17 protein-coding genes are annotated in these 24396 nt (G+C 68.7%); 1 reads left to right on the forward strand and 16 read right to left on the reverse strand.

Translation table 11 applies throughout. The features are described from left to right. Window positions 1–27: 27 nt before the first annotated feature. From PSV23_RS15345 to PSV23_RS15415, 16 genes are all read right to left on the reverse strand, one after another. Window positions 28–1515 carry a murein L,D-transpeptidase gene (locus PSV23_RS15345; protein WP_300470674.1) on the reverse strand — a complete coding sequence of 496 codons (1488 nt, stop codon included), beginning with the start codon at window positions 1513–1515 and terminating at the stop codon, window positions 28–30. 53 nt (window positions 1516–1568) lie between these two features. Further along, window positions 1569–1763: a substrate-binding domain-containing protein gene (locus tag PSV23_RS17405; RefSeq protein ID WP_366524253.1), complete on the reverse strand. Its 195-nt coding sequence runs from the start codon at window positions 1761–1763 to the stop codon at window positions 1569–1571. Between the two features lie 132 nt (window positions 1764–1895). Further along, window positions 1896–2771, reverse strand: coding sequence for a class I SAM-dependent methyltransferase (locus tag PSV23_RS15350; protein WP_300470676.1), 876 nt, complete (start codon window positions 2769–2771; stop codon window positions 1896–1898). 495 nt (window positions 2772–3266) lie between these two features. Beyond that, a complete protein-coding gene (locus PSV23_RS15355) occupies window positions 3267–4739 on the reverse strand; it encodes an efflux transporter outer membrane subunit (protein WP_300470678.1) in 1473 nt (490 codons plus the stop codon). Next, window positions 4726–5940, reverse strand: coding sequence for an efflux RND transporter periplasmic adaptor subunit (locus PSV23_RS15360; protein WP_300470680.1), 1215 nt, complete (start codon window positions 5938–5940; stop codon window positions 4726–4728). Before PSV23_RS15360 ends, PSV23_RS15355 begins: the two co-directional genes overlap by 14 nt. After that, a complete protein-coding gene (locus tag PSV23_RS15365) occupies window positions 5876–9070 on the reverse strand; it encodes an efflux RND transporter permease subunit (RefSeq protein WP_300470682.1) in 3195 nt (1064 codons plus the stop codon). The genes PSV23_RS15360 and PSV23_RS15365 overlap by 65 nt, the downstream gene beginning before the upstream one ends. 255 nt (window positions 9071–9325) lie before the next feature. Further along, the gene (locus PSV23_RS15370) at window positions 9326–10576 is read right to left on the reverse strand and encodes a DUF3422 domain-containing protein (RefSeq protein ID WP_300470684.1); all 1251 of its coding nucleotides are present in this window, start codon (window positions 10574–10576) and stop codon (window positions 9326–9328) included. Window positions 10577–10610: 34 nt separating this feature from the next. Beyond that, complete coding sequence (locus PSV23_RS15375) at window positions 10611–12728, reverse strand: HAD-IC family P-type ATPase (RefSeq protein WP_300470686.1); 2118 nt, start codon at window positions 12726–12728, stop codon at window positions 10611–10613. A 5-nt stretch (window positions 12729–12733) separates the two neighbouring features. After that, window positions 12734–13792 carry a c-type cytochrome gene (locus tag PSV23_RS15380; RefSeq protein WP_300470688.1) on the reverse strand — a complete coding sequence of 353 codons (1059 nt, stop codon included), beginning with the start codon at window positions 13790–13792 and terminating at the stop codon, window positions 12734–12736. 3 nt (window positions 13793–13795) lie between these two features. Beyond that, a complete protein-coding gene (locus PSV23_RS15385; protein WP_300470690.1) occupies window positions 13796–15037 on the reverse strand; it encodes a c-type cytochrome in 1242 nt (413 codons plus the stop codon). Then, the gene (locus tag PSV23_RS15390) at window positions 15034–15654 is read right to left on the reverse strand and encodes a cbb3-type cytochrome c oxidase subunit II (protein ID WP_300470692.1); all 621 of its coding nucleotides are present in this window, start codon (window positions 15652–15654) and stop codon (window positions 15034–15036) included. The genes PSV23_RS15385 and PSV23_RS15390 overlap by 4 nt, the downstream gene beginning before the upstream one ends. Continuing rightward, window positions 15651–17267 carry a cbb3-type cytochrome c oxidase subunit I gene (locus tag PSV23_RS15395; protein WP_300470694.1) on the reverse strand — a complete coding sequence of 539 codons (1617 nt, stop codon included), beginning with the start codon at window positions 17265–17267 and terminating at the stop codon, window positions 15651–15653. Before PSV23_RS15395 ends, PSV23_RS15390 begins: the two co-directional genes overlap by 4 nt. Before the next feature lie 15 nt (window positions 17268–17282). Then, a complete protein-coding gene (locus PSV23_RS15400) occupies window positions 17283–18632 on the reverse strand; it encodes an alginate export family protein (RefSeq protein WP_300470697.1) in 1350 nt (449 codons plus the stop codon). Further along, on the reverse strand, window positions 18629–20209 hold the full coding sequence (locus PSV23_RS15405; protein ID WP_300470699.1) for a bifunctional UDP-sugar hydrolase/5'-nucleotidase: 1581 nt from the start codon (window positions 20207–20209) through the stop codon (window positions 18629–18631). The genes PSV23_RS15400 and PSV23_RS15405 overlap by 4 nt, the downstream gene beginning before the upstream one ends. Before the next feature lie 209 nt (window positions 20210–20418). Further along, window positions 20419–21762, reverse strand: a complete 1344-nt coding sequence (locus PSV23_RS15410) for an ATP-binding protein (protein ID WP_300470701.1) — start codon at window positions 21760–21762, stop codon at window positions 20419–20421. Further along, a complete protein-coding gene (locus PSV23_RS15415) occupies window positions 21759–22412 on the reverse strand; it encodes a response regulator (protein WP_300470704.1) in 654 nt (217 codons plus the stop codon). Before PSV23_RS15415 ends, PSV23_RS15410 begins: the two co-directional genes overlap by 4 nt. A gap of 61 nt (window positions 22413–22473) precedes the next feature. On the opposite strand from PSV23_RS15415, the gene dsbD reads away from it, so the two are divergent. Then, window positions 22474–24396, forward strand: coding sequence for a protein-disulfide reductase DsbD (dsbD, locus tag PSV23_RS15420; protein ID WP_300470706.1), 1923 nt, complete (start codon window positions 22474–22476; stop codon window positions 24394–24396).

Here is a 24396-nt window from a genome sequence, read left to right on the forward strand (position 1 = left end):
TGGCGCCGCCGCACGACCAAACCGTCGCTAGGGGCCGACATCGTTCGCATCGGCGCGCCGGTCGTCTGGTCGCGGCAGGCGCAGGGCGATGCCCAGAGCCCCGGCCAGACGGGTGTCGCGCCGATAAATGTCCTCACGAAAGGCGACACGGCCCTGTCCGTCGAGGAAGGCGGTCCAGTACAGCAAGCGCACGTCGATCGGTCGCCCGGTCGCCACACGGACGGTTCGGCCGCTGTCCAGCGCCTCATCGAAGCGGGCGAGCCGATCGGGGTCGGGCGCCAGCAGCAGGCGGGCGAAGCCCACGGCGTCCTGCACCCGCACGCATCCGTGGCTGAGATGGCGGAAGCTCTGGTCGAACGCCCCGCGCGAGGGGGTATCGTGCAGGAAAATGGCGTAGCTGTCCTGGAGTTCGAACTTGACCTGACCCAGGGCGGCGTTGGGGCCGGCGCGCTGGACTACCATGCCGTTCTGGATCGTCATGTTGTGCGCCCGCAGATAGGCTGGGCCGCGCGGCAGGATTTCCCGCCGGGCGATGGAGGTGGGCACCGTCCAGGGCGGATTGGCGACGACCGAGGCGAACGGCCGCTCAAGGCTGGGCGTCGGATTATCGGCGTCGCCCGTTACGACCCGCATGGAATGCACCGGCCGCCCGTCCTTCCAGTAGACCATGATGGAGGCGGCGGTGTTGACCTCGATCCGCTCCGGCGCCACGTCCCGCTTGAGCCAGCGGCGGCGTTCCAGGTTCAACGCGATCTGGCGGGCCCGGTCCTCGGCGGAGATCGACAGGGCCCGCTGTGTCGCCGGGCCGATGCGGGCATCCGCCTCCAGGCCATGGCGGACCTGAAAGGCCCGAACAGCCTCCTGCAGCAACGACCCGTATTCGACGGCTGAAGGGTACAGCATCGAGGCCGCCGCATCGCTCAGGTCGCCCTCCACCCGCAGGCGCGGCAGGATGGCGGGGATGCGCGGGTCGGAAGCGAAGGGTTCGATCGTCGCGCCCAGGGCGAAGGCGGGCCAGCCGCCGCGATCGGCGATGCCTCGGTAGCGGAGGAAGCCGTCGCACAGGCCCTGATAGCCCCGATCCTGGGGCGCGAGGCCGGCCATGGTCTCAATCAGCGTCCCGTCTTCGACGGCCTTCGCCAGAAGCGGCGGCGTATCGATGTGGTTTCGATCCATTTCCCACAAGGTCTCGACCGTCGTCGGATCGACCCGCCCGTGCGCCAGCGCGTCGGCCAGGGTGAGGATGGCCCGGGTGAGTTCGGCTTCGTCCAGAGCCAGACCGTCCGGCGCCGGGAGGCCGTGCCGGTCGGCCAGGGCCAGAGCCCGGATCGCCTCCTGGCGCGCCGGGCCGGACCAGGCGGAGCGGCGGCCGCCGCGTGCGGCGTAGAAATCTGTCGCCAGTCCTTGGACTGATGAGCCGGCCGGCATCCCGGTCTTGGCCCATGACGGGGCGGGTGCCAGCAGCGAGGCCAGCAGGATTCTGCGGTTCAGGAGGGGGGAGCGCTGTGCGGCCATGCGACCGACACCGCGTCGCCAACCTTATGGCAGCCTTAAGGTCGGCGGGTCCGTCAGCCCCAGCGCGCAAAGATGGCTGCGCCGTCTTCGGACTTCAGGAAGTCAAGGAAGGGCTGGGCGTCCGGATCCTGGTGGCCGCCTGCGGTCACGACCGCGCCCGCGTCGCGATAGATCCGACAAGGCTCCGCAACCTCGACGCGTCGACCAGGTCTCGGCGCGGATGCGACCGTCCAAGGCGGTGACGAGATCCGTCATCATCATCATCATCATCATCTCCGAGCCGAAGAAGATCAGGTCGCCGTCTGTCTTGGCCTGGTCCAGCCATTGCGGGCCCCGCGGGCCCGTCGCCCGTCCGCGCGGCTGCCAATCGTGACGCGCGTTCACGTCCGGGCGCTGACGAGCCAGACCTTGGCCGGCATCATGACTCCGTTCGGGGTCTGGCGATCATCGTATAGGTCCATGAGGTCGCGAGAAAGCCGCGTGACCGAGTCTGGTCCGATCGTTGCTATCCGGTCCCGGAATGCCATGCCGTCAAGGGCGAAGGCGACGGCCTGATCCGGCGTGGCGCCTGGGCCGCCAAACGGCAGATCGCCACTCCAGGTCTCGAATTCGATCCCTGAGAACCCATTCGTCGCGAGGACGTCGCCCAGATATTCGGTGTCCTCGAAGGCGAAGGGGCCGGGGGTCCGCGGTTCCGGGCGTGGCAGATCGATATAGCGGCGCATGATCGCGACCATGGCGGCCATCCAGAGATTATCGCGGGGCGCGGCCCAGACGGCCAGATCCAGCCGGCCACCGGGCCGGATCATGCCGCGTAGATTGGCGAAGGCCGGATAGGGCTCCGGGAAGAACATGCTGCCAAAACGCGAGATCATCCGGTCGAAGGGGGCCGCGTCCAGCTGGACCGCCGCGGCATCGGCACATACGAAGTCTACATCGATCTCGCTGGCTCCTGCCGCCCGCTCGCGGGCCCGACGTAGCAGAACCGGCGAGATGTCCAGCCCCAGAGCGATTCCGTCCGGCGCGACCGCGCGGGCGGCCGCGAGTGTCGTGGCGCCGCCTCCGCATCCGATGTCGACGACCCGTTCGCCGGGCGCGAGGGCGGCTCGGGCGAGTAGGGCCTCGCCGATCGGGGCGATCATCCCCTCGAATGTGTCGAGATGGGTGAGCCAGCGCGCGCCCATTTCGCCCGCCCAGTCCTCACCAGGCTCGGGGGCGTGAGCGGAGCGGGTCAGGCCCGGGGCCGTATCCGACATGTTGGTCTTCCTGTGAAGAGGCCGAGGGGCGCGGTCAGACCCGGTGACGCGCCGAATGGCGGCCGCTGACCGGTCCGCCCCGCGGCGGACGGGTCAGGCGCGAACACTCCGGCCGACAGGGGCGTCAGGCCAAGGATCATCACGGGCGAGCTCCATGACCGTTCCCCTTCCCAAAACCCCAATCGCCCAAGGTCGGGCCGGAACGATGATACCGAACAGGCGGTCAGGCTGCTGGCGATGACCGACGCGAGACCCGATTGAGCGAACGACATGGCCGTGATCCTCCCCGATGGCCTGCCCTGACTCTGCCTGCGGCCGTCTGGCGTTATACCGGCTCCTTCAGCTCCCGGCGAGTTCGAGCACGCCCCAAACGCATAGGCCGCCACAGGTGTCCAGATCTCCGGCCAGTTGCTTTCATAATTCCGGACGCCGATCCTTCCGATATCCGACGCCATCGGATCATCAGACCCACCCGTCAGCGCCTTGCGGGCCCGATCAGGGCGTCTCCATCGCCACGGGGGCCGAGAAACCGGTCTGTGGACCGGAATATCCACCACCCAAGGCCCGGACAAGGACGACGGCGGCCTGCATCCGCGACGTCACGACCGAGAGGGCCGCACGCTCGCTCTCGAGCGCCGTCGTTTGCGCCGTCACGACCTCGAGAAAGTCGCTCGCGCCTTCCTCATAGAGGATGAGGGCCAGCGCCTCCGTCCGTTTCGCGGCGTCCGCGGCCCGACGTTGCTGCGTGGCTTGCTCCGCCAGATCCCGGGCCGCCGCCAAGGCGTCCTCCACCTCGCGAAACGCCTCAAGGACGGTTCCTCGATAGGCGGCCGACAGCTCCGCGTGACGGGCCCGGCTCGCCGCGACCTCCGCCTTTCGCGCGCCGCCGTCCCACAGCGGGATCGTCGCCGAAAGGGGACCCAGGCTCCAGAAACTGGCGGGCGCCGCGAGCAGCGCGCCCTGGGCCGCCTGATATCCTCCTCCCAGACCGATGTTGAGGACCGGGAAATAGGCGGCCCGCGCGACGCCGATCCGGGCATTGGCCGCCGCCATGCGACGCTCGGCGGCGGCGATGTCGGGCCGCCGTCGCAATAGCTCCGAAGGAACGCCCCCTGGAATATGGGGCGGCAAAGGCCGGCTGCTGGACGGGGGGACGGTGAACTCCGAAGCGGCGTCTCCTGTGAGCGCCGCGATCTGGTTCTCGACCTGGACGCGACGGCGGTGGACGTCGACGCGGCGCGCTCGCGCGCCGGCGAGTTGCGCTTCGGCCCGGCCCACATCCACCCCCGACGCGACCCCGACCTCGTGACGGGTCGCGGTGAGCGCATGGGCGTGGCTGTAGGCCGTCACGGTCTGGTCCAGGAGCGCTAATTCCGAGTCCAGCCCACGAAGTCGGAAATAGGCGTCGGCCAGGGTGGCCTGCAGGCTCAGCCGGACATTGACCAGATCCGCCCCGCTGGCGTCCGCCTCGGCGCGGCTGGCCTCCACGGCGTCGCGGACCCGGCCCCAGAGGTCGAGCTCATAGCCGAACGCCGCGCCGAGGAAGGATTGATCATAGGCGTCTGTCGGCGTCTGGCCGCCCGCGCGGGTCCGCGACTGCTGTTGGCGTTCGACCCTGCCGCTGACGGTCAGTCGGGGATGAAGACCGGCGGAGTCGAGACCTGCGGTCGCGCGGGCCTGATCATATCGGGCGAGCGCCGCCGCGAGTGTCGGGCTCGCGCGATCCAGCTTGAGAATGAGCGCGTCGAGCACGGGGTCCTGAAACAGGCTCCACCAGCCACCTTGAGGGACAGCGTCGCCGGGCGTCGCCGAGGCCCAGGCCGCGCCGGCGCCTTGCCCCTCCGGCCCCGTCGCCAAGGCCTTGTAGACGGAAGGGGTCGGGGTGACCGGAAGTTCAAGCGGCGGGGCGAGGGCGCATCCCGAAAGCGCGGCGAACGCGAGAGGCCAGGCCAGCCTAGTCCTGAGCATTGGCGCGGCCCCGAGGTGGTTGTTGTCGGACACTCACCCGATCGCCGTCGGCCAGGGCGTCGGGTGGCGCATTGATAAGGCGCGCTCCCGGTCGCACGCCGTCGAGGATCTCGACGGTGCGACCCTGGTCGCGACCCAGGCGCACCGGGGTGAGGGACACCCTGCCTTTGGAATCGACCGAAGCGACGGAAGGCCCGTTGCGGCCGAGGATCAAGGCGCTCGCCGGGATGATGACGCCGCCGCCGCCGGTAACGGGGAAGGTGACTTCAGCGTAGCTTCCGGGTTTCAGCCGCCGCAGCGGGTTGTCCGCCTGGAGTTCCACCAGCATCGTGCCGGAGCGCCCATCCACGGCCTGGGCGCTCCGGGTCACCACCGCCGGAAAGGTCTCGCCGGGCGCCTCGGGCAGCCGCAGCTCGGCGCGCATGCCGGGCCGGATATCGGCGGACGCCGATTGCGGCACGCGGACCTGGACGCGCATTCGACGCGTGTCGGCGATCGTGAACAGCGGCGCTGCAGCCACGCCCGCCGTCACCAGGGCCCCGACTTCCGCCGAGCGGCTGGTCACGATCCCATCGAACGGCGCGGCAAGCCGTGTGAAGCCCCGGAGCGCGGCCAGCCGCTGGACGTTGGCCTGGGCGGCGTCCGCGACCGCCGCGCTGGCGGCCAGGGCGCCGGTCTTCTCGTCCGCGGCCTGGCGCGATACGGCATCCCGCTCCAGCAACGCGCTCCAGCGGTCCGCGGTGGCCCGCGCGAGGGACAGATCGGCCAGGGCCATCTGATGCTGGGCGCGCGCCTGGGCGAGTTGAAGGTCGAGTTCCGGCGCGTCCAGCACGGCTAGGATCTGCCCACCGCGCACCGGGTCGCCGATATCGACCAGCCAGCGTTCGACATAGCCGTTGGTGCGCGCGTGGATGTCAGCGGTGTTCCACGCCTGGATCTCCGCGGCCAGGACCAGCTTGCCTTCCGTGTCCGCGGCGGTCGCCTGGATCAGGCTGACGGTCGGGATCGCCGCCTCGCGGGAGACTTCGGCGAGCGCGTCGTCGTTCGCATCGCGCGCCCACGCGCCCCAGGCGATGATCGCGACCGCGCCAAGGGCGCCGGCCGCGAGGGCGGGATTCAGCCCGACCGCGCGAACCTTACTGAACATGGGCGACATCGAGTTTTCCTGCTGCGGAGCGCTGACCGGCGCGGCGGTGAACAAAGCTGAAGATGGCTGGCACCAAGAACAGCGTAGCGGCGGTCGCCACGATCAGCCCGCCGATGACGGCGCGTCCGAGCGGCGCGTTTTGTTCTCCGCCCTCGCCGATCCCGAGCGCCATGGGCGTCATGCCGATGATCATGGCCAGGGCGGTCATGAGAACGGGCCTGAAACGGACGAGCCCGGCTTCCAGAGCGGCCTGGGTGGCGTCCCCGAGGACGGCGAGCCGCTCGCGGGCGAAGCTGACGATCAGGATCGAATTGGCCGTCGAGACGCCCAGGCACATGATCGCGCCGGTCAGGGCGGGCACCGAGAGCGTCGTGCCGGTGACGAACAGGATCCAGACGATTCCGGCCAGGGCGCCGGGCAGGGCCGAGATGATGACCAGCGGATCGGCCCAGCTCTGGAAATTGACCACCAGCACCAGATAGATCAGCAGCACCGCGCCGATCATCCCCAGCGTCAGGCCCGCGAACGCCGCGTTCATCGTGGCGTACTGGCCGCGGACCGTGACCTTGGCGCCCTTCGGCGGGCCCTGCTCGAGATCCTTGATCACGGCCTTCACGTCACCGGCCACGGCGCCGAGGTCGCGGCCATGGGCGGTGGCGAAGATATTGATCGTCGGCTGGATGTCGTAATGGCTGATCACCGAGGCGACGCCGGTTCGGCGCAAGTCGCTCAACCCGCCCAGAGTTTGCGCGGCCGAACCGCCCGCGCCGGTCACCGGAAGCGATTGCAGGTCCTCGATGGAGCCGACCCGATGCTCCGGCACCTGGGCCACGACGGGGTAGGAGACTCCGTTTTCCGGGTTGAGGAAAAACACGGGGGCCGTCTGCGAGGTGCCGGCGAGGGCATTGCCGACACTGACGGTGACGTCGCGTTCGGTCAGGCCGTATTGCGCGATGCGGGCGCGGTCGACATCGATGTTCAGCTGCGGATAACGGGCGGACTGCTGGATGCGCGCGTCAGCGAGTCCGGGAACGGCGCGCAGGCGGCGGAGCAGCGTTTCCGCATAGGCCGCGTTGGCCGCGAGATCGCGTCCGCTGATCTGGATGTCGATCGGCGCCGGAGAGCCGAAGTTCAGAATCTGGGACGTGATGTCGGCCGGCAGGAAGGCGAAGCTCAGTCCCGGAAAGCTCTTGGGGAGTTCCTCCCGGAGCCGCTCCACATGGCGTTCGGTCGGGCGATGCCCTTCTTCCAGGGCGATCAGAATGTCGCCTTCGCTCGAACCGACCGTGCCGCTGTTGTTGTAGACCGTGTTCAGCGGCGCGCTGGACAGGCCGATATTGTCGACGATGGAGCGCAACTCGCTGTCGGGGATCAACTGGCGGACGCGCTGCTGGACGCGGTCCATGACGACCGCCGTCTCTTCGATCCGGGTGCCGGCGGGGGCGCGGACGTGAAGCGAGATCTGCCCGGAATCGACGCTGGGGAAGAAGTCGCGGCCAAGCCAGGGCGTCAGGGCGAACGACGCCAGCACCACGGCCAGAAACACGGGGATGAACACGCGCCGGCCCCCGAGGGCCCGGCCCAGCAGCCGACCATAGGCGATCCGCGTCCGCTCGAATCGCGCTTCGAACGCGCGCTGGAAGCGCACCAGGGGGTTGCGGGAGCCCGGTCTGCCGGCGGCATGGAGATCCAGGCCGGGCACATGCGGCCGAAGCAGATACTTGGCCAGGGTCGGGACCAGGGTTCGCGACAGCACGAAGGAGGCGATCAGGGCGAACACCACCGCCAGCGCCATCGGCACGAAGAGGTAGCCGGCGACCCCTGGCAACAGGAGCATCGGGACGAAGACGATGCAGATGCACAGGAGGGAGACGAAGGCGGGCGTCACGATCTGGGCCGCGCCGTCCATGATGGCGTCGCGCACGCCCTTGCCCTGCTCAAGATGCCAGTTGATGTTTTCGATGGTCACCGTGGCGTCGTCGACGAGGATGCCGATGGCCAGGGCCAGTCCCCCCAGGGTCATGACGTTCAGTGTCTGTCCGCTGGCCGAGAGGGCGGCGATCGCGGCCAGGACGGCCAGGGGTATGGAGAGGGCGATGATCACCGTCGATCGCCAGGATCCGAGGAAAAGAAGGATCATGAGCGAGGTGAGCGCCGCGGCGATCACGCCTTCTACGACCACGGCTTCGAGCGCCCCTCGGACGAAGACGGACTGATCGCCAATGGTTTGAATGGTGAGGGCGTCGGGGAGCCCCGCCGCGATTTCAGGGATTTTCGCCTTGATGCCCTCGACGATCGACAGGGTCGACGCGGACCCGCCCCGCAGGACCGTCATCAGCGCCGAGCGCTGACCGTTGACGTGAACGACGTTGGTCTGGGGCGCGCTTCCGTCGCGGACATTGGCGACGTCGCGGATATAGATGGTGGCCCCGTCGACCACCTTCACCGGCAGATCGTTCAGCGCCTCGATCGATCCCGGGGCGTTGTTGAGCTTTATGTTGTACTGGAACTCGCCGATCTTGGCGAAGCCCGCCGGATTGATCTGATTCTGGGCCGCGATGGCCAGCGAGACGTCCTGGGCCGACAGGCCGCGCGCGCGCAACGCCTGGGGGTCGAGGTCGATCTGCACCTGCCGTTGTCGTCCGCCGGCGGGGAAGGGGACGGCCGCGCCGGGGACGGTGATCAGCTGCGGTCGAACCTGATTGAGACCGAGATCGTAGAGCTGCTGTTCAGTGAGCCCTTCCCCCGAAAGGGCCAGCTGCACGATCGGGACGGTCGAGGCGTCATAGTTGACGATGAAGGGCGGGCTTGTGCCAGGGGGCAGCTGGCGAAGCATGGTCTGGGAAATGGAAGTCAACTGCGCGGTCGCTGTGCGGATATCGACGCCGGGCTGAAAATAGATCTTCACGATCCCCACGCCGGGCATCGACTGGCTCTCGATATGTTCGACATCGCTGACCGTGGCCGACAGGGCCCGCTCGAACGGCGTGATGATCCGCCCGGCCATTTCCTGCGGTGGCAGGCCCGCATAGGTCCAGGCCACGGCGATGACCGGCACCCGGATGTCGGGGAAGATGTCGATGGGCGTGCGAACGGCCGCCATGGCTCCGCCCAGCGCGATGAGGATGGCCATGACGATGAAGGTGAGCGGACGCGTCAACGCGATCCGGACGATCCCCATCATGACGCTGTCCGACCCAAGGCCGTCGTATGCGACGCTGCAACGCTCATCATGGTCCCTCAAGTCGTTCGGGAAGCCGAAGACGCGGCTCAGCTTAAGTCGATCTTAAGAGGCGGCGCGCCGTGACGACCGATCCGATGCGGGGGATGCTTGAGGGAAGGACGCTTCATTGCCCTGGGTTCCGGGCTAAGCGCCGAACCGAAGACCGGTAGGGGACCCGCCTGACGCTGAGGTTTCCCGGGGCCTTCTCCGACGGGATCAGGACGGCGGGTGGCCGCGAGCTTCATCGCCCTCAAGCCGCCGGACCCGACGTCGCAGATAGTACCAGACCAACAGGACGGTCACTGGCGCCGCGAGCGCCGCCAGCGCTTCCGGCGAGACGCCGTAGCTATGCGCCAACGGCTTGAGCCCATACCCCAGGAGGCCCAGCGCATAATAGCTGACGGCCACGACCGACAGACCCTCGACCAGATGCTGGAGCTTCAATTGGCGCGCGCTGGTCCGCTCGACCGAATGCAGCAAGGCGGTGTTCTGGGCCTGGACACGCATCTCGATCCGCGTCCTGAGCAGGGCCGTCGCGCGTTCCAGCCGCGTGGCCAGGGCGTCCAGGCGTCCCGAGAACGCCTGGCATGTCCGGGTCGCGGGGGTCAGGCGGCGGTCGATGAAGTCGTCCAGGCGCTGGAAGCCCTCGATGCGGACGCAGTCCAGATCTCGCAACCGGTCAGCCACGATGCCGGAATAGGCCGCCATGGCGCCCAGTCGGAAGGCGGTGGTCGCCGTCAGGCTGGCGACCTCGGCTGACAGCCGGCTGATCTCGTCGAGCAGCGTCTGATCGTTCCGGTCCTGGGTCAGTCGGTCCGAGACGGCGACCAGCGCGGCCTCCAGTCGGTCGAGGTCGGCGGCTCGCTCCTGAACCATCGGCAAGGCCAGCAGCGCCAGGTTCCGGTAGTTGCCGAGCTCCTGGACCCGCTGCGCCAGCCGTCCCAGATCGGCCGGATGCATGCCGCCCGCGGCCAGCACCAGACGCCCCCAGCCGTCATCATGGACCTTGAAATCGGACCACAGGCGCGCCTCGTCCTTTCGACAGCTGATGAGGTCCTCTGGATCGAGGCATGCGATGGCCCGAGCGGCAAAGGCCTCATCGGCCTCGACCACGATCTGGACCGCGCGGATCACCAGGCCCGGGGCAGCTTCAAGCCAGTCCAGCAATACGGACGGATGAGGCGTCAGGGAGAAGGGCTCGCCCGCCGCCTCGGAGATGATCGTATAGGTCGAGGCCTCGCTGTGCCGTTCCCAGAGCCAGACCTGTCCGCCGGCGATCCTGCCGCGTCCATGGCGGGGGAACACCTGATCCTGATCGCCCGACCGCGCGGCCAGGGCGAGGACCGACGCATATTCAAGTTGCCGGTCCTTGCCTTCGACAAGACGCAACACCTGCAGAATCCGGCACGGCGGCGTCAGGGGCGGCATCCGGCGGAGATGCATCTCCGAGACGATGCGCTGTCGCATCGGATGGCTCGACAATTCCATGCGACGCACCCCCCTAGTCGGCGATCTTGAGGCGCAACGCATTGGCCGTGACCGCCAGGGAACTGGCGATCATGGCGACGGCGGCCCAGGCGGGACTGAGCAGACCCAGAGCCGCGGCCGGCAACGCGAAGACGTTGTAGGCAAGAGCGAGCACGATGTTTTGTCGCAACCGTCGCCTTGCCGCGACGGCGAGGTTCAAGGCGTCGCTCACGCGGCCCAGCCCGCCGCGGGTGATGACGACGGCGGCCGTCGCCGACGCCGCGGTGTGCGCCCGCGAGACCGATATCCCGCAGTCCGCAGCGGCCAGCGCCGGCCCGTCGTTCACGCCGTCGCCGACGAACAGCACCGGGCCCCGTGAGCGGCGGACGAGTTCGGCCTTGGACAGGGGGGTGCAGCCGGCGAAAACACTGGACGGTTCCAGGCCGACCGCGCGGGCGACGGCATGGGCCGGACCTTCGGCGTCGCCCGTGGCCAGCAGGACGTCGATGCCGCGTCGCCGCAGTTCCAGGATGGTTTCGCCGGCCTCGGGATCGATCGCGTCCCCGATCAGCAGGTCCCCCACCGGGGTATCGTCCAACCATACCCGCAGCCGGGTGAGGCCCTCCGCGGCGCCGCCTTGTGCGCCGCCGACCCGGATCCGGCGGCCGGCGGGGTCGAGCGCCTGGGCGTCGCGGGATCCACGCGATCCTCCAGCCCCGAGGGGCCCGCCGTTACGCGCTGTTATGGCCCGCGCCAGAGGATGGTCGAGGCCCGTCTCGGCCCGGGCCGCGAGCGCCACGACCTCCGCCTCGGTCCAGCCGGCCCGGACCTCGACAGACAGGACCCGGGGCTGACCAGCCGTCAACGTGCCGGTTTTGTCGAAAATGGCCGTGCGCGGTCCGGTCAGACGTTCGATGACGCCGGCGTCAGCCAGACGAAACCCCCCACCGGCGGCGATCACGCCGCTGCGCAGGTGGACCAGGGGCGCCGCGAGAGCCAGGGCGCAGGGGCACGCCGCCAGCATGACGACCAGGCCCCGGACCAGGCCGGTCTCGATCGAACGGGTCATGATCGTGGAGACCAGAACCACGAGCAGCGAAACGATGGGAATGGCGGTCGTCAGAGCGCCGGCCGCGCGGCTCACGCTGTCGATCGGTTCTCCCCGCGCCGCCAGCTCCAGCGCGATCCGCCCGCCCATTCGGTCGACGTCGCGGTCGCCGGAGAGACGATCGACACGCACCTCAAGGGGGCGGACGAGATTGACCGCGCCGGCGACGATGCGGTCGCCGACCCCGAGAGCGCTCGGGCCGCTTTCCCCCGTCAAGATGGCGGTATCCACGGCGCTTTGCCCGCTCACGACGACGCCATCGACCGTCGACACGCCGCCCGCGCGGACCTGGACGACATCGCCGATCTCGAGCCGGTCGCCGGCCACCAGCTCCCAGCCTCCGCCGTCATCGCGCCGCTCGGCCGTGTCGTCGAACGGCCGGCCCAGGGCGAGCGTGGCGTCTGTCGCGTTTCGGCGGACGCGCGTCTCGATCAACCGGGCCAGCACCAGCAAGGTGACCAGCATCGTCGCGGTGTCGAAATAGACCTGCGCGCCCCCTCTCGCGAGATGGACCGCCGAGGTCGCGACCGACCCGACCACGCCCAGTCCGATCAAAAGGTCCAGACCGGGCGCGCGAAGACGGATCGACCGCACCGCCATCCGCCCGATGCCGGCGCCGCTGAAACCGATCACGGGCGCGGCCAGGACGCCGCTGGCCAAGGCGATCCACCACGCCACGGAAGAGGACAATCCCGGGTCCAGATAGAGCACCGCCGCGCACGCCATGGACCACATGCCGAAAGCGACGGCCACGACAAGGCGCAGCGTGAGTGATCGGACCTCCCGGTCCAGTCGCTGGCGAATGGTCAGGGGGTCGCTGCGGTCGAGCAGGCGATAGCCCGCCTGGCGCACACAGTCATGGACGGCTTCGGCGTCGCACCGGTCCGGGTCCCACTGCACGAGGGCCGAGGCGGTGACATAGTGGACGCCGGCGCTGACCACGCCGTTGATCGCGCGCAAGCGGCTTTCCAGGCCTCGCGCGCACCCGCCGCACCACAGCCCGTCCACGGCGAACAACTGCCGGGTGACGGCGGTGGCGGGCACCGGCTCTAGCGCCCGGTCGCCGGGTTAAAGGGCTCGGCCCTGGCGCGGACGGGCTGCGCGCCGACCCCCAGCAGGCGGCCCTGATAGGTTCGACCGTAGAAGGTCTCCTCGCCGGCATGGTTGCGGGCCGCGGTTTCGGCGACGGAGCCGGTCTGACGGGGATCTTTGGGCCGTTCCTGGCTGTTGATATAGGCCGCCACGTCCCAAGCCTGCTGATCGCTAAGGCGGTTGGTCTGGCCAAGTGGCATATTGGCCTTGATGAAGCCCGCCGCGGTGTTCACGCGCGCCATTCCGGCGCCCCAGTTATAGGATCGGGGGCCCCAAAGGGGCGGAAAGACCGAGCGGCCGTTGGCGTCGGTCCGGCCTTGACCATCAGCGGAATGGCAGACCGCGCAGTTGGCGGCGAAGACCTGTGCCCCGCGCGCGGGATCATAGCCGAGGGGGGTCTTCTCCAAGTCCGGATAGCCGGAGCCCGGCATATCGACACCCGTCGGAGCTCCGGTGGCGAGGAAATGCATATAGGTCTGAAGGTCCTTATACACATCGTCGCCGGCGGGCGGCGGCCCGCCGTGGGGCGAGGCCTGGGCGTTCATCGAATAGGTGAAACAGCCCTTGATCCGGTCCTCCATGGTGTTGATTTGCTTGTTTTTGGAACGATATTTCGGATAGGCGACCCAGGCGGCCCACATCGGCGCTGAGTCCGGCCGTCGCCCGCCGTCCAGATGGCAGGCCGCGCACGACAGGGTGTTGCCCACGAAGTCCGAGGCATTGGCCGGAGTGTTCATGAAGATCGCCTCGCCGCGCCGAATGGCGTCGCCGGAGGGACCGTCCGGGATGGCCGAGGACATCGGCGGCTGGAAATAGGCAGCTTGCTGGAAGCCGGTTTCATCATCCCCGTCGCTGCCTTTGCGATCCCGTATCCAGCCGGCGTCGATGACGAGGGTGCCGATCACGAAGATGGCTAGCCCCCCGGCCAAGGCGAAAATCGCATCGCGGGCCAGACTGCCCTTGTGCGGCTTGTCGGGGCCGGTGGCGGGTGGCGGGGAGTTGGGGTCATCGGACATGGTCTAGCGCCTGTCGTCAGGAGGTGAAGCGGGATTGGGCGGCAAGGTGGCCAGATAATCCGCCACGGCGCGGCGATCGGCGTCGGACAGATTGCGTGAGACTTCGTTCATCAGATCGACCGGGGAATTGTCGCGCTGTCCCCCGACCCAGGCGGAGAGCTGGGAGGCGGTGTAGGCGGGATGCTGAGCCGCCAGAGAGGGAAACTGCGGCGCGACTCCGAAGCCCGAGGGGCCGTGGCACGAGAAGCAGGCCGGCACATTCTTGGACCAGTCGCCGTAGAGCGCGAGGCGTTCGCCCCGCGCGATGTCGCCGCCGAGGGACGGCCGGGCCGTGGAAGGGGCCCGCAGCCGGGCATAATAATCCCCCAGCGCGCGCCGCTCGTCCGGTGACAGGGCGGAGGCCACGATGGCCATCGACTCGTTCTCGCGGGCGCCGGCGATATAGTCGTTCAGCTGTTTGACGATATAGGCCGAGGGCAGGCCGGCGAGACGGGGCACGGTCTCGCTGCCCTGGCCCTGGACGCCGTGGCAGGAGGCACAGGACCAGGCGTCGCCTCGCCCCTCGTTGATCAGACGGATCACTCCGGCGTCGATCGCCGCCGGGGGTGGCGCGACGAAGACGGGTTGCGGCGCCAGGGCCGGCGCTAGGACGGACGTTATCTCTGCGCCGCCGCGCCATGCCCCCCGGTTCGGAAAGCGGCGACGCTGGGTCGCGACGAAGGCAGGGGTGACCGGAGCGTCAGAGCCGCCCCAGGTCTGGCGCACATGCGAGGCGACGCGGGCCAGTTCCTCGTCAGACAGAACGCTGGAGAAGTTCGGCATATGGCCGTTGAAGGTTCGGCCGCTGACGGCGATGGGGCCGTCGATCCCGTGGAGCAGGATCTGCACCACGACCTGGGGATCGGCCGAGACGAAGGCGGAGCCTTTCAGGGGCGGCACCGCGCTGCGCACGCCCATGGCGTTGGGCTGATGGCAGGATGAGCAGCGGGCCTCGAAGATCTGCGCCCCGGAATTGACCGCGTGACGGGGCATCTCGGCCATCTGGGCGGCGCGTTTGGTCCGGCCTGTGGCGACGGCCTGGCTGTTGTCCCACAGGGTGAATCCGCCCCAGAGAGCGAGGGCGATGGCGATCCAGAGCACCGGGAGCGGGATGCGCCGAAACTCTTCATAGGGTTCATAGGCCTCGTCCGTCTCGCGCCGCTCGATCGCTTCGGGGGTTCGCCGCGTCCAGGGAAAGCGGATCATCGCGGCTCGCCCCTCTCGCTGTAGCCATCGTCTCTCAGCCCGGCGCGCGGCGCCGGGAACGTCCGATCCAGACTCTTGAGATAGGCGACGAGATCCAGGGCCTGGGACCGGGCCACCACCACCTTGCCCGCGGGCGCATAGCCTTGAGGCATGGCCACGACGACATCACCCTTGCCCGCCTCGTCCTTGATCTCGAAAAGATAGGGATAGGCGGGCATTATGCTCCAGTCGAACACGGCCCGGGGCTGGTAGAGGTGGGTCAGGTGCCAGTCCCGGCTGGGAAGCCGCGCGCCGACGTTCTGGAGATCCGGCCCCGTTCGCATGGTGCCTAGCTGGTGGGGCTGATCGTAGAAATAGTCCGAGGCCACCGAGGCGCGTCCCCAACCTCGTTCGGCGTCGGGGGCCTGGTCAAGCGACCGGGGCTGCTGGCTGTGACAGTAGACGCAGCCTTGCGAGACATAGATGTCGCGACCTCGCAGTTCCGCCGCCGTATAAGCCTCGAGACCCGGCGTCGGGGGCTCGGTCCGGATTTGGATCCCCGGCAGGATCACCAGTAGCAAGGTGGCGAAGGCCAGTATCGCGAGGGCGAGGACGCCAAGGGGGATGACGCGGTTCATACGGCGGTCGCCGGAACGGTGTCGGGCGGGGAATCAGAGACGTCCGAGGCTGACGATGGCGCCCGACCGTGCACGATCACCGCCAGGAAATGGGCGGCGAAGAGCAAATGACCCAGGGTCATCAGGGTTCCCCCCAAGGAACGGGCCTCGAGATAGGGTTTGAGCACCGTCACGCTGTCGGCGAACGGACGGGTCGCATCCAGCATCGCCAGGCCCTGCAGGACGCCCCCTACGGTGAGGGAGACGAAATAGATGGCGAAGCCGGCGACCACGAGCCAGAAATGGGCCGCGATCATCCTGGGCCAGGGCCAGGCGCGACCGGTCAGCCGCGGCAGGGTGTGGTAGACCGCGCCGAACAGAACGAAGGACACGAAGCCATAGGCGCCGAGATGGGCGTGGCCGACCGTGTATTGTGTGAAGTGGGTCACGGTGTTCACGCTGCGCAGCGCCTCGATCGACCCCTGGAAGGAGGCCGCCGTGTACATGAGCGCGCCCAGGGAGATGAATCTGAGGGGGATGGAAGCCTTGAAGACCCAGAGGTTGCGCGCGACTGTGACGTGCTGATTGACGGCCACGGCGATCACCGGGACGAACATCATCACGCTGTGGACGATGGACAGGGTGACGACCCAGGTGGGGACCGGGCCGCCGATCAGATGGTGGATGCCGACCTGGCTGTAGAAGAGGGCCAGGGCCCAGAAGCCGAGCAGCGACAGGCTGTAGGAATAGATCGGCTTGCCGATGATCTTGGGAATGAAATAATAGGCTGCGCCGACCCCGAGGGGGGTGAGCCACAGACCCAGGACATTGTGGGCGAACCACCAGTTCACGGTGGCTTCCTGCACGCCCGAATGCAGGCCGGGCAGGTTGGCGATGAAGAACAGGATCGGAAACCAGCACAGGGCGCCAAGATAGTACCAGCCGGTCACATAGATGTGGCCGACGTTGCGATTCAGCGCTGTTCGCAGCAGGGGCAGGACGAAACAGGCCCCGGCGGCGGCCAGCAGGATGTCGATCTGCCAGGGAATCTCCAGCCATTCCTCGCCGTCGGTCCAGCCGGAAGCGATGGCCGCGGCCCCGGCGGCCAGGGCGATGTTCCAGAGCGCGGCGCCCAGGATCGGAAGGCGCGGATGACGCAGCGCGGTGTGGAAGATGCGCGGCGCGATCCATATCGCCACCCCGATGCCGGTCAGCGACAGCCAGCCGTAGGCCACCATGTTCAGATGCAGGGTCCGGACCCGCCCGAAGGTCAGGGGACCATAGGCCGAAAGCCAGTCCGGCCAGTGCAGTTTGAGCGAGGCCATGACCCCGAACACGGACCCCAGCACAAGCCAGAAGATGCCGCTCGCCAGCAGGACCAGAACGGGCCGTCGCGAGACCGCGTCGATCCCCGCCCGCGCGGTGTCATAGTGGTGCGGGCCGAGGGCCTGTGGGTCGTCGCCGGCCATGGTGGCGTCGTCGGCCTGTCCGGCCTCGCCGGGGACGAACACCGTATAGGCCTGACCCTGGTGCAGTTCCATCTGACGGTTGGTCACCGCCCAGATCAGGAAGGCCAGCGCCAGCAGGGACACGAGGAAGCTGAGAGCCAGCAAAAGGCCGATCGTCACCGACACGCGCGTTCTCCCGGATCAGAATGCGACGGTGACATCTGCATATCCATAGACGGTATCGCCGGTATCGGGCGCGCCGGGCGCGTCGGTCAGAACCCGCCCCTTGAACAGGCGGGCCGCTCCGACTTCCAGCCAGACGCCATCGGGTCGCAGCGCATATCGCGCCCGCGCTTCGATCTGCTGCCCGGCGAACCGCCCAGAGCGACCCGAAGGGTCGGCGACCAAGGTCAGGCCGAGGGCGTCGGTCGGGCTGTCCAGCCAGAGCCCCCTGTACATCACCATCGCCTCGAACCGGCGGGAGGGCCTGACCTCGACCCGGGCGCCGGGCGACCTCAGGTTCTGGCGCGAGACGGGCCCGTAGAGCCCGGCGGGGCCGAACTCGAACCGACGGGCGCCGAACAGTGGATCAAACCGCGCGTAATGGTCTCCGCCTTCGTCGCCGCTGGCGTGGTCATACTGGACCGCCAGCCGGGGCTTCCAGACGCGATCGAAGGTTCGGCCCACTTCGGCGTGCATGAACCAGGCGCCGACGTCCAGATCGCGCGTGTCGGCCACGGCGGCCGTCCGCCGTGCCGTGCCGACCTGTCCCGCGGCCTCGAGCTCGAAATCCACGCGACCGGCCCGGGGCCCCCGACGCAAGCGAAAGCCGGGCGTCAACAGCCGCCTGTCCCGGGTCTGCAGGGCCGGGTCATCCTGTTCGTTCAGCCCATAGCCGTAGATTTCCAGGGTGGTGGCCCGATCATCAAGCGCTCCCACCCATGACGCGCCAAAGAACTGCAGGTCGGTGCTTTCGCGGTCCCATTCGACGGCATGGCCTTCCACGCCGGCCCGGTCGTCGGGCAAGCGGTACTGGGGCATGACCCAAAACGCGGTGAGGTTCCCGCCCCCCAGCGGGGTCTGAAGCCGCGCGCCCGTATAGCTGTTTGTCGTGTTGCGGAAATTCTGTCGCGAGACCAGCCGCTTGGACCCGACGTCCATCGTCATTCGGCCCAGGCGGAGAACGCTGTAGCCGTCGTCGCCGAGATCGATATCGGCAAAGGCCTGCGTCAGTTCGAGTCCGTTGACCTCGCTGGTGCCCACGGAGGACAGGGGATCCTGTCCGAACGCCCGAGAATCGTACAATTCGGTCCCGAAGCGAACGCGACCGGCGTCGTAGCCCACGGCCAGGGTCGCGCGGGTGAACAGGACGTCGTCATGTTCGGCGAAACGCGGACGGAACTGGCCGGCCAGGGTTTCCGCGCGAACCCGCAGGCTGCCAGATACGGTCCAGCGCGAGGGTGTGGCGGGGGCCACCGGAGCGATCACCGGCGCCGACTGCGCCGCGGCCGGATGGGATATCGCCAAGACCGCGAGGAGCGGTGCGATCATCGGGCGACGGGTCCAATACGACGAATCCTACCCATGGCAGGGGCGGTCAGGACGCCGCGGCGAACCAGTCCCTCCTCGACGACCCGGGTGACGCTGACGTCGTGCACCTCGATGTCCTGGCCCTGGGCGAAGGCGGCATAGCGATGCAGCCCTTCCAGCATGCCGACATTGGTGGCGGCGAGGTAAAGCCGGTCGGCTTCGATCGCGCGGCCATCGATCGTGACGTCGCTGACGCGCCGTCCAGCTGGACGGTTGAGGTCGAAGGTCCAGCCGATACCGGAGGTCTGCACCAGGCCTCCGACGCGGTCGAAGACAACCTCGGGTCCGAGGTTGGTGGCGCTCTGTTCGAGGATCGACAGGACCTGGGCGCCCGTCAAACGCAGCGTCACCATCCTGGTCGGATGGGGCAGCAGGGTGACGAGGCGCTCGCGCGTGACCGGTCCCGGGGTGATGGAAACGCCGTAACCTACGCCGGGCATGAAGGCGATGTCCGCGCCCGTGCGTTCGCGCAGCAGGTCGCCGACCAGAACGTCGAAGGGGCTTTCAGATTTGTACTGGCGTCCGATCCGATCATAGGCCGTGGCCAGGACCTCATCGAGGCGGGCGCGATGGGGTCCGTCCAGATCGGACACCAGGGCGGCGATGCGGGGATCCGGGTCGATCCGGTCGTTCCAGAGGTCGGTCACCTTGCCCTCGACCGCCGACACCTCGCCGTCCGCGTCCACGGTGACGGTCAGCTCGCCAAGAGCGGCCGCATCGGACACGGCCTGGGCGATCCAGACCCCGTTCTCGCGCTCGGGGGGATCGATCCGGTCGTGCGAATGAGCGGCCACGATCAGATCGATGTCCGGAACCTGTCGCGCCATCTCGCGATCCACGGCGGTGCCCTGATGCGACAGGACCACCACCACTTCGGCGGCCTCGCGCATCTGCGGCATCCACGCGCGCGCCGCGTCGATGCCATTAGTGAAGGTCACGCCGCGGGTATTGGCCTTGGACCCTGTTTCCCCGGTGTTGTGATAGCTGAGGGCCAGCACGGCGATCCGCACGCCGCCGACCTCGAACAGCTCCCACGGCCGTCCGAATATGGGTTCGCCGTCCGCCAGGGCGTTGGCCCCCCGCATCGGAAAGTCCGCCAAGGCCTGCAATTCCCTGGTCCGGTCCAGCCCGTAGTCGAAGTCGTGGTTGCCCAGGGCCATGAAGCGATAGCCGACCGCGTTCATCAGCCGGATCATCGCCTCGCCTCGCGTGGCGTTCCCGACCAGGTCGTCGCTGAAGGTGTCGCCGCCGTCCAGAAGCAGCACCGAGTCGGGCCCGACCTTCCGGCGCACGGTTTCGATCGCGGAGGCGAGGTAGGCGAAGCCGCCGATCATGGCGGCCCGGTCGAACTGGGCCGGGTCGCGGCCGGGATCGCCCGTCTGGGCGGTGGCGTCGCCCGGCGCGACCGGGAAAGGCGTATGACGCCCGTGCATGTCGTTGGTGTGCAACAGGGTGAAGGCGCGATCCTGGGCCAGAGCCGGGCGCGGCGCGGCCGCGACCACCAGTCCAAGCGCGACCGCGATCATTCCGAGCCTCATGCGTTTTTCTCCCGACGTTTTGCCGCAGGAGCCACACTTCCTACCTTAAGGCAGTCTTAAGGCTGGATTAGGCCCACCATTTTTACGACCACCGGTCGCTCCGCGGCGAGAGCAAATCCGGCGTCAGGTCGGGGCGGACCGTGATTGGGGTCGGGGCGGGGCGTTCGACGAACGTCGATGTTGCCGACGTGCTGGGGGCAAGGTCCGTTTCAGACCTCGGCGCGCACGTCGGTTACGGGCATGATCAGGTCAACCCGCAGCCCCCCAAGCGCCGAGCGCGCATAGTCCATCCGCCAGCCTTGAGCGCGCGCGCAGGCCTGGGCGATTGACAGCCCCAAGCCGTTGCCGCCCGGACGGGCGTTGGCCGCCCGGAAGAAGCGATGGCCGAGGCTGGTCAGATCGGAGAAGCCGACGCCGGGGCCGTCGTCTTCGACGATCAGTCGGGTCAAATGTCCGTCGGTCTCCAGGCGGACCTCGACGCGGGATTCGGCATAGGTGGCGGCGTTGGACAACAGGTTGCCGAGGATGACGGAGAGCGGATGAGGTTGCGCGTGCAGGCTCAAGGGGCCGGGCGGATGGATCGCGATGCCGGGGTGGTCTCCCGCCCGCTTGATGAGATCCGGCCAGAGGTCGGCCAGCGGGATCCAGCGTCGCTCTTCCAGGGTCGATGAGAGGGCCTCGCTGCGCGACATTTCCAGCAACTGGCTGACCAGTCGCGCGGTGCGATCGACGGACTCGGTCATCTGCGCCAAGGCGCCGTCGCGCACGGTCTTGTCCTTGGCGGCGGCGGCGATCTGGGCCTGGACGCGCAGGCCGGCGAGGGGGGTGCGCAGTTCATGCGCCGCAGCGGAGATGAATTGCGACTCGCGCTGTCGCGCCGCGTCCAGACGCCCGATGAGGCCGTTCAGGGCGTCGGTGAACGGCTTGAGTTCGTCGGCGGCCTCGGGCGTCATGACCGGGGTCAGGTCATCGGCGTCGCGCGCGGCGATGGCGCGGGTGACCGACCGGATCGGGGCAAGGCCGCGACCCACCGACATCCAGATCAGGCCCGCCATCGCCAGCAGCCCCAGCCCGGCCGGGGCGATCAGGCCTGCGATCACGCTCTGAACCAGATGGTCGCGCATGCCGAGATTGTCGCCGACCAGGACGCGGACGCCGGCCTCGCGGTTCTCGACGGCATAGACACGCCAGCGCTCCCCGTCGATCACCGTCTCGGAGAACCCCGTCGCAGCGGTCGTGAGACGCGAACCCGGAGCCCCGTCCGAACGACCGATGAGCGCGCCGTCAAGCGACCAGATCTGGCAGGACAGCTGGCGGGCGTAGGAGGTTCGGCTCGTGGCGGACGCCAGCGCCGCGGCGTCCGACGGTACGCGGGCGACATCGCCGCTGGACAGCAGGGACGACACCATGCGCGAGGCCTCAATCAGGCGGGCGTCGAGGACGCGCTCGACCTCGTGCTGGGTGCGGACATAGACCCAGCCCGCCGCCAGGCTCCAGACGACCGTCGAGGCAAGGGCGAGGATGACGAACAGTCTGAGGCGAATCGAGCTCATCGCAAGGCGTATCCCAGGCCGCGCATCGTTCGGATCAGATCGGCGCCGAATTTGGCGCGCAGATGGTGGATGTGCACTTCCACGGCATTGCTGCCGATATCTTCCTGCCAGCCATAGAGCCTCTCTTCCAGTTGTCCGCGTGACAACACCTGGCCCGGACGCTCGATAAGGGCCTCCAGGATCGCGAACTCGCGGCGCGAGAGGGGGACGTCCCGGTCGCCCAGCCAGGCGAGACGGGCCTTCGGATCGAGAACGAGATCGCCGTGTTTCAAGGGCGCGGACGCCCGCCCGAGGACCCTGCGACGGACCGCTCTCAGCCGCGCCGCGAGTTCCTCCAGATCGAAAGGTTTGCCGAGGTAGTCGTCGGCGCCCGCATCCAGGCCCTCGACGCGATCGGGTGCGGAGTCCCGGGCGGTCAGGAGCAGCACCGCCACCGCCATCTCGCGGCGTCGGACGAAGCGCAGCACCTCCAGACCGTCGCCGTCGGGCAGGCCGAGATCCAGCACGACGGCGTCGAAGCTGGAACAGTCCAGAGCGGCCAGGGCGTCCTGGACGGTGCGGGCGACATCGACGGTCCAGCCATAGGTGGTCAGACCGACCTGAAGGCCGTTGGCGAGAATAGGGTCGTCTTCTACGGCAAGGATGCGCATGGCGATCGGATCGGCCTCCAGGCTTAAGGCTGACTTAAGCTGCGATGACGATCGACGCCGCATGAAAAAGCGGTTCGCCTTCATTTCCGGCCTCAGGCTGGCCCTCGCCCTGATGGTCATGGCGCTGGCCGGCGGCCTGCCCGCCGCAGCCCAGGCGCCCCTGTCTCCGCAGGACGCCTTCGCCCTCTCGGTCACCCGCACCGAGGCCGGCGATGTGACCTTCGCGTGGCGCATCGCGCCCGGACACTATCTTTACCGGGGCCATACCGTGGCCACGGCGGCGGACGGCAAGACGGCGCTCGCCCTGGACCTGGCTCCGGGCCAGCAAAAGGACGACCCCGGCTTCGGCGTCGTCGAAATCTGGCGCGACGCCGGCCAGGCGACCCTGACCCAGGCGACGCTCGAAGGCGCCGGCTCTTCCCAAACGATCAACATCACCTATCAGGGCTGCGTCGAGGACTCGATCTGCTACCCGCCCGTCACCGAGACCGTGGCCCTGCCGGTTCTGCCGGAAGGCCGCGCGGCGCCCGCGCAAACCCTGGCGACCAGCGACCCTTCGGACCCGGTCGCGGCGAGCGCCAGCGCCCTGGCGATCGCCGCCGCCGAAGCGTCGTTCGCCGAAAGCCCCGGCGGCGTCGCCGCCCCGGGTCCCGTCGCCTCCGGAACCGGCGAGGTGCAACTCCAGTCGGGCGGCGGAATGGTGGAATCCCTGTCCCTGCACGGCGGCGCCGCTTGGGTGCTTCTGGCCTTTTTCGGTTTCGGAATTCTGCTGGCGTTCACGCCCTGCGTCTTCCCCATGTACCCCATCCTCGCCGGCGTGATCGGACGGGGCGTGGACGGGCGCGACCCCCGGCGAGGTTTCATCCTGTCCGGGTCCTACGTTCTGGGCCTGGCGTCCGCCTTCGCGCTTCTGGGCATGGCGGCCGCCTGGTCGGGGCAGAATCTGCAGATGGCGCTGCAATCCGTCTGGGCGGTCGGCGCGCTGTCGCTGGTCTTCGTGGTTCTGGCCGCGTCCATGTTCGGACTGTTCGAACTCCAGCTGCCGTCCGCCTGGACGTCGCGGCTGGCGGTGGACCGCGGCACGGGCCGACGCTCGGCGCCCTCCGCGGCGGGCATGGGATTCGTATCCGCCTTGATCGTGGGGCCCTGCGTCACCGCGCCGCTCGCGGGAGCCCTGCTCTACATCGCCCAGACCGGCGATCTCGCGCTGGGGGCCGGCGCCCTGTTCGCCCTGGGTCTCGGCAAGGGCGTGCCGCTGATCATGTTCGGCACCATGGGCGCGCGCCTTCTGCCCAAAGCCGGCCCCTGGATGAACCGCGTCAAGGCCGTCTTCGGTTTCCTGTTCCTGGCGACCGCCTGGTGGCTGGGATCCCGCATCCTGCCGCCGGTCGTGACCCTGGTGACTGGCGCCGCGCTACTTCTGATGGCGGCCGGGGCGCTCGGGCTGTTCCAGCGTGATCCGGCGCACGGCCTCGGCGCGCGGATGGCGCGTGTCGCGGGGCTGGCGGCGACCGTCTGGGGCGTGATGCTGTTGGTGGGCGCGGGCGCGGGCGCGACCGATCCCCTGCAACCCCTCGAGCCCTTCGGCGGCGCCCGGGCGGCGGCGGCTCCCCCGGACTACACCGAAACCGTGGTGACCGACGAGGCCGGGCTGCGACAGGCGACCGGCATGGCGAGCCAGTCCGGACGGCCGTCGCTGGTCTATTTCACGGCGGACTGGTGCGTGAGCTGCAAGGTCATCGAACGCGAGGTCTTCGAGGATCCTGAGGTCCAGGCCCGTCTGGGGGAGGTCTCGCTAATCAAGGTCGATGTCACAAAGACCGACGTCGAGGCGCGGTCCCTGATGGAAGCCTTCGCCGTGGTTGGTCCCCCGACGATGATCTTCCTGGACGCCGAAGCGCGCGAGCCCGCCGATACGCGGATCGTCGGCGAAACCGGAGCCAAGGGCGTTCTTGACGCCCTGACCCTGGCGCAGGGAGGCTGA

It is taken from the genome of Brevundimonas sp., assembly GCF_029946145.1.
Lineage (GTDB): Bacteria > Pseudomonadota > Alphaproteobacteria > Caulobacterales > Caulobacteraceae > Brevundimonas.

What these genes read in the sequence shown, in the direction of transcription:
- PSV23_RS15405 (WP_300470699.1), bottom strand. Translation starts at nt 20,209, where the DNA reads ATGAGGCTCGGAATGATCGCGGTCGCGCTTGGACTGGTGGTCGCGGCC.
- PSV23_RS15350 (WP_300470676.1), bottom strand. Translation starts at nt 2,771, where the DNA reads ATGTCGGATACGGCCCCGGGCCTGACCCGCTCCGCTCACGCCCCCGAG.
- PSV23_RS15355 (WP_300470678.1), bottom strand. Translation starts at nt 4,739, where the DNA reads ATGCTCAGGACTAGGCTGGCCTGGCCTCTCGCGTTCGCCGCGCTTTCG.
- PSV23_RS15370 (WP_300470684.1), bottom strand. Translation starts at nt 10,576, where the DNA reads ATGCGACAGCGCATCGTCTCGGAGATGCATCTCCGCCGGATGCCGCCC.
- PSV23_RS15415 (WP_300470704.1), bottom strand. Translation starts at nt 22,412, where the DNA reads ATGCGCATCCTTGCCGTAGAAGACGACCCTATTCTCGCCAACGGCCTT.
- PSV23_RS15380 (WP_300470688.1), bottom strand. Translation starts at nt 13,792, where the DNA reads ATGTCCGATGACCCCAACTCCCCGCCACCCGCCACCGGCCCCGACAAG.
- PSV23_RS15365 (WP_300470682.1), bottom strand. Translation starts at nt 9,070, where the DNA reads ATGATGGGGATCGTCCGGATCGCGTTGACGCGTCCGCTCACCTTCATC.
- PSV23_RS15345 (WP_300470674.1), bottom strand. Translation starts at nt 1,515, where the DNA reads ATGGCCGCACAGCGCTCCCCCCTCCTGAACCGCAGAATCCTGCTGGCC.
- PSV23_RS15385 (WP_300470690.1), bottom strand. Translation starts at nt 15,037, where the DNA reads ATGATCCGCTTTCCCTGGACGCGGCGAACCCCCGAAGCGATCGAGCGG.
- PSV23_RS15400 (WP_300470697.1), bottom strand. Translation starts at nt 18,632, where the DNA reads ATGATCGCACCGCTCCTCGCGGTCTTGGCGATATCCCATCCGGCCGCG.
- dsbD (WP_300470706.1), top strand. Translation starts at nt 22,474, where the DNA reads ATGAAAAAGCGGTTCGCCTTCATTTCCGGCCTCAGGCTGGCCCTCGCC.
- PSV23_RS15390 (WP_300470692.1), bottom strand. Translation starts at nt 15,654, where the DNA reads ATGAACCGCGTCATCCCCCTTGGCGTCCTCGCCCTCGCGATACTGGCC.
- PSV23_RS15410 (WP_300470701.1), bottom strand. Translation starts at nt 21,762, where the DNA reads ATGAGCTCGATTCGCCTCAGACTGTTCGTCATCCTCGCCCTTGCCTCG.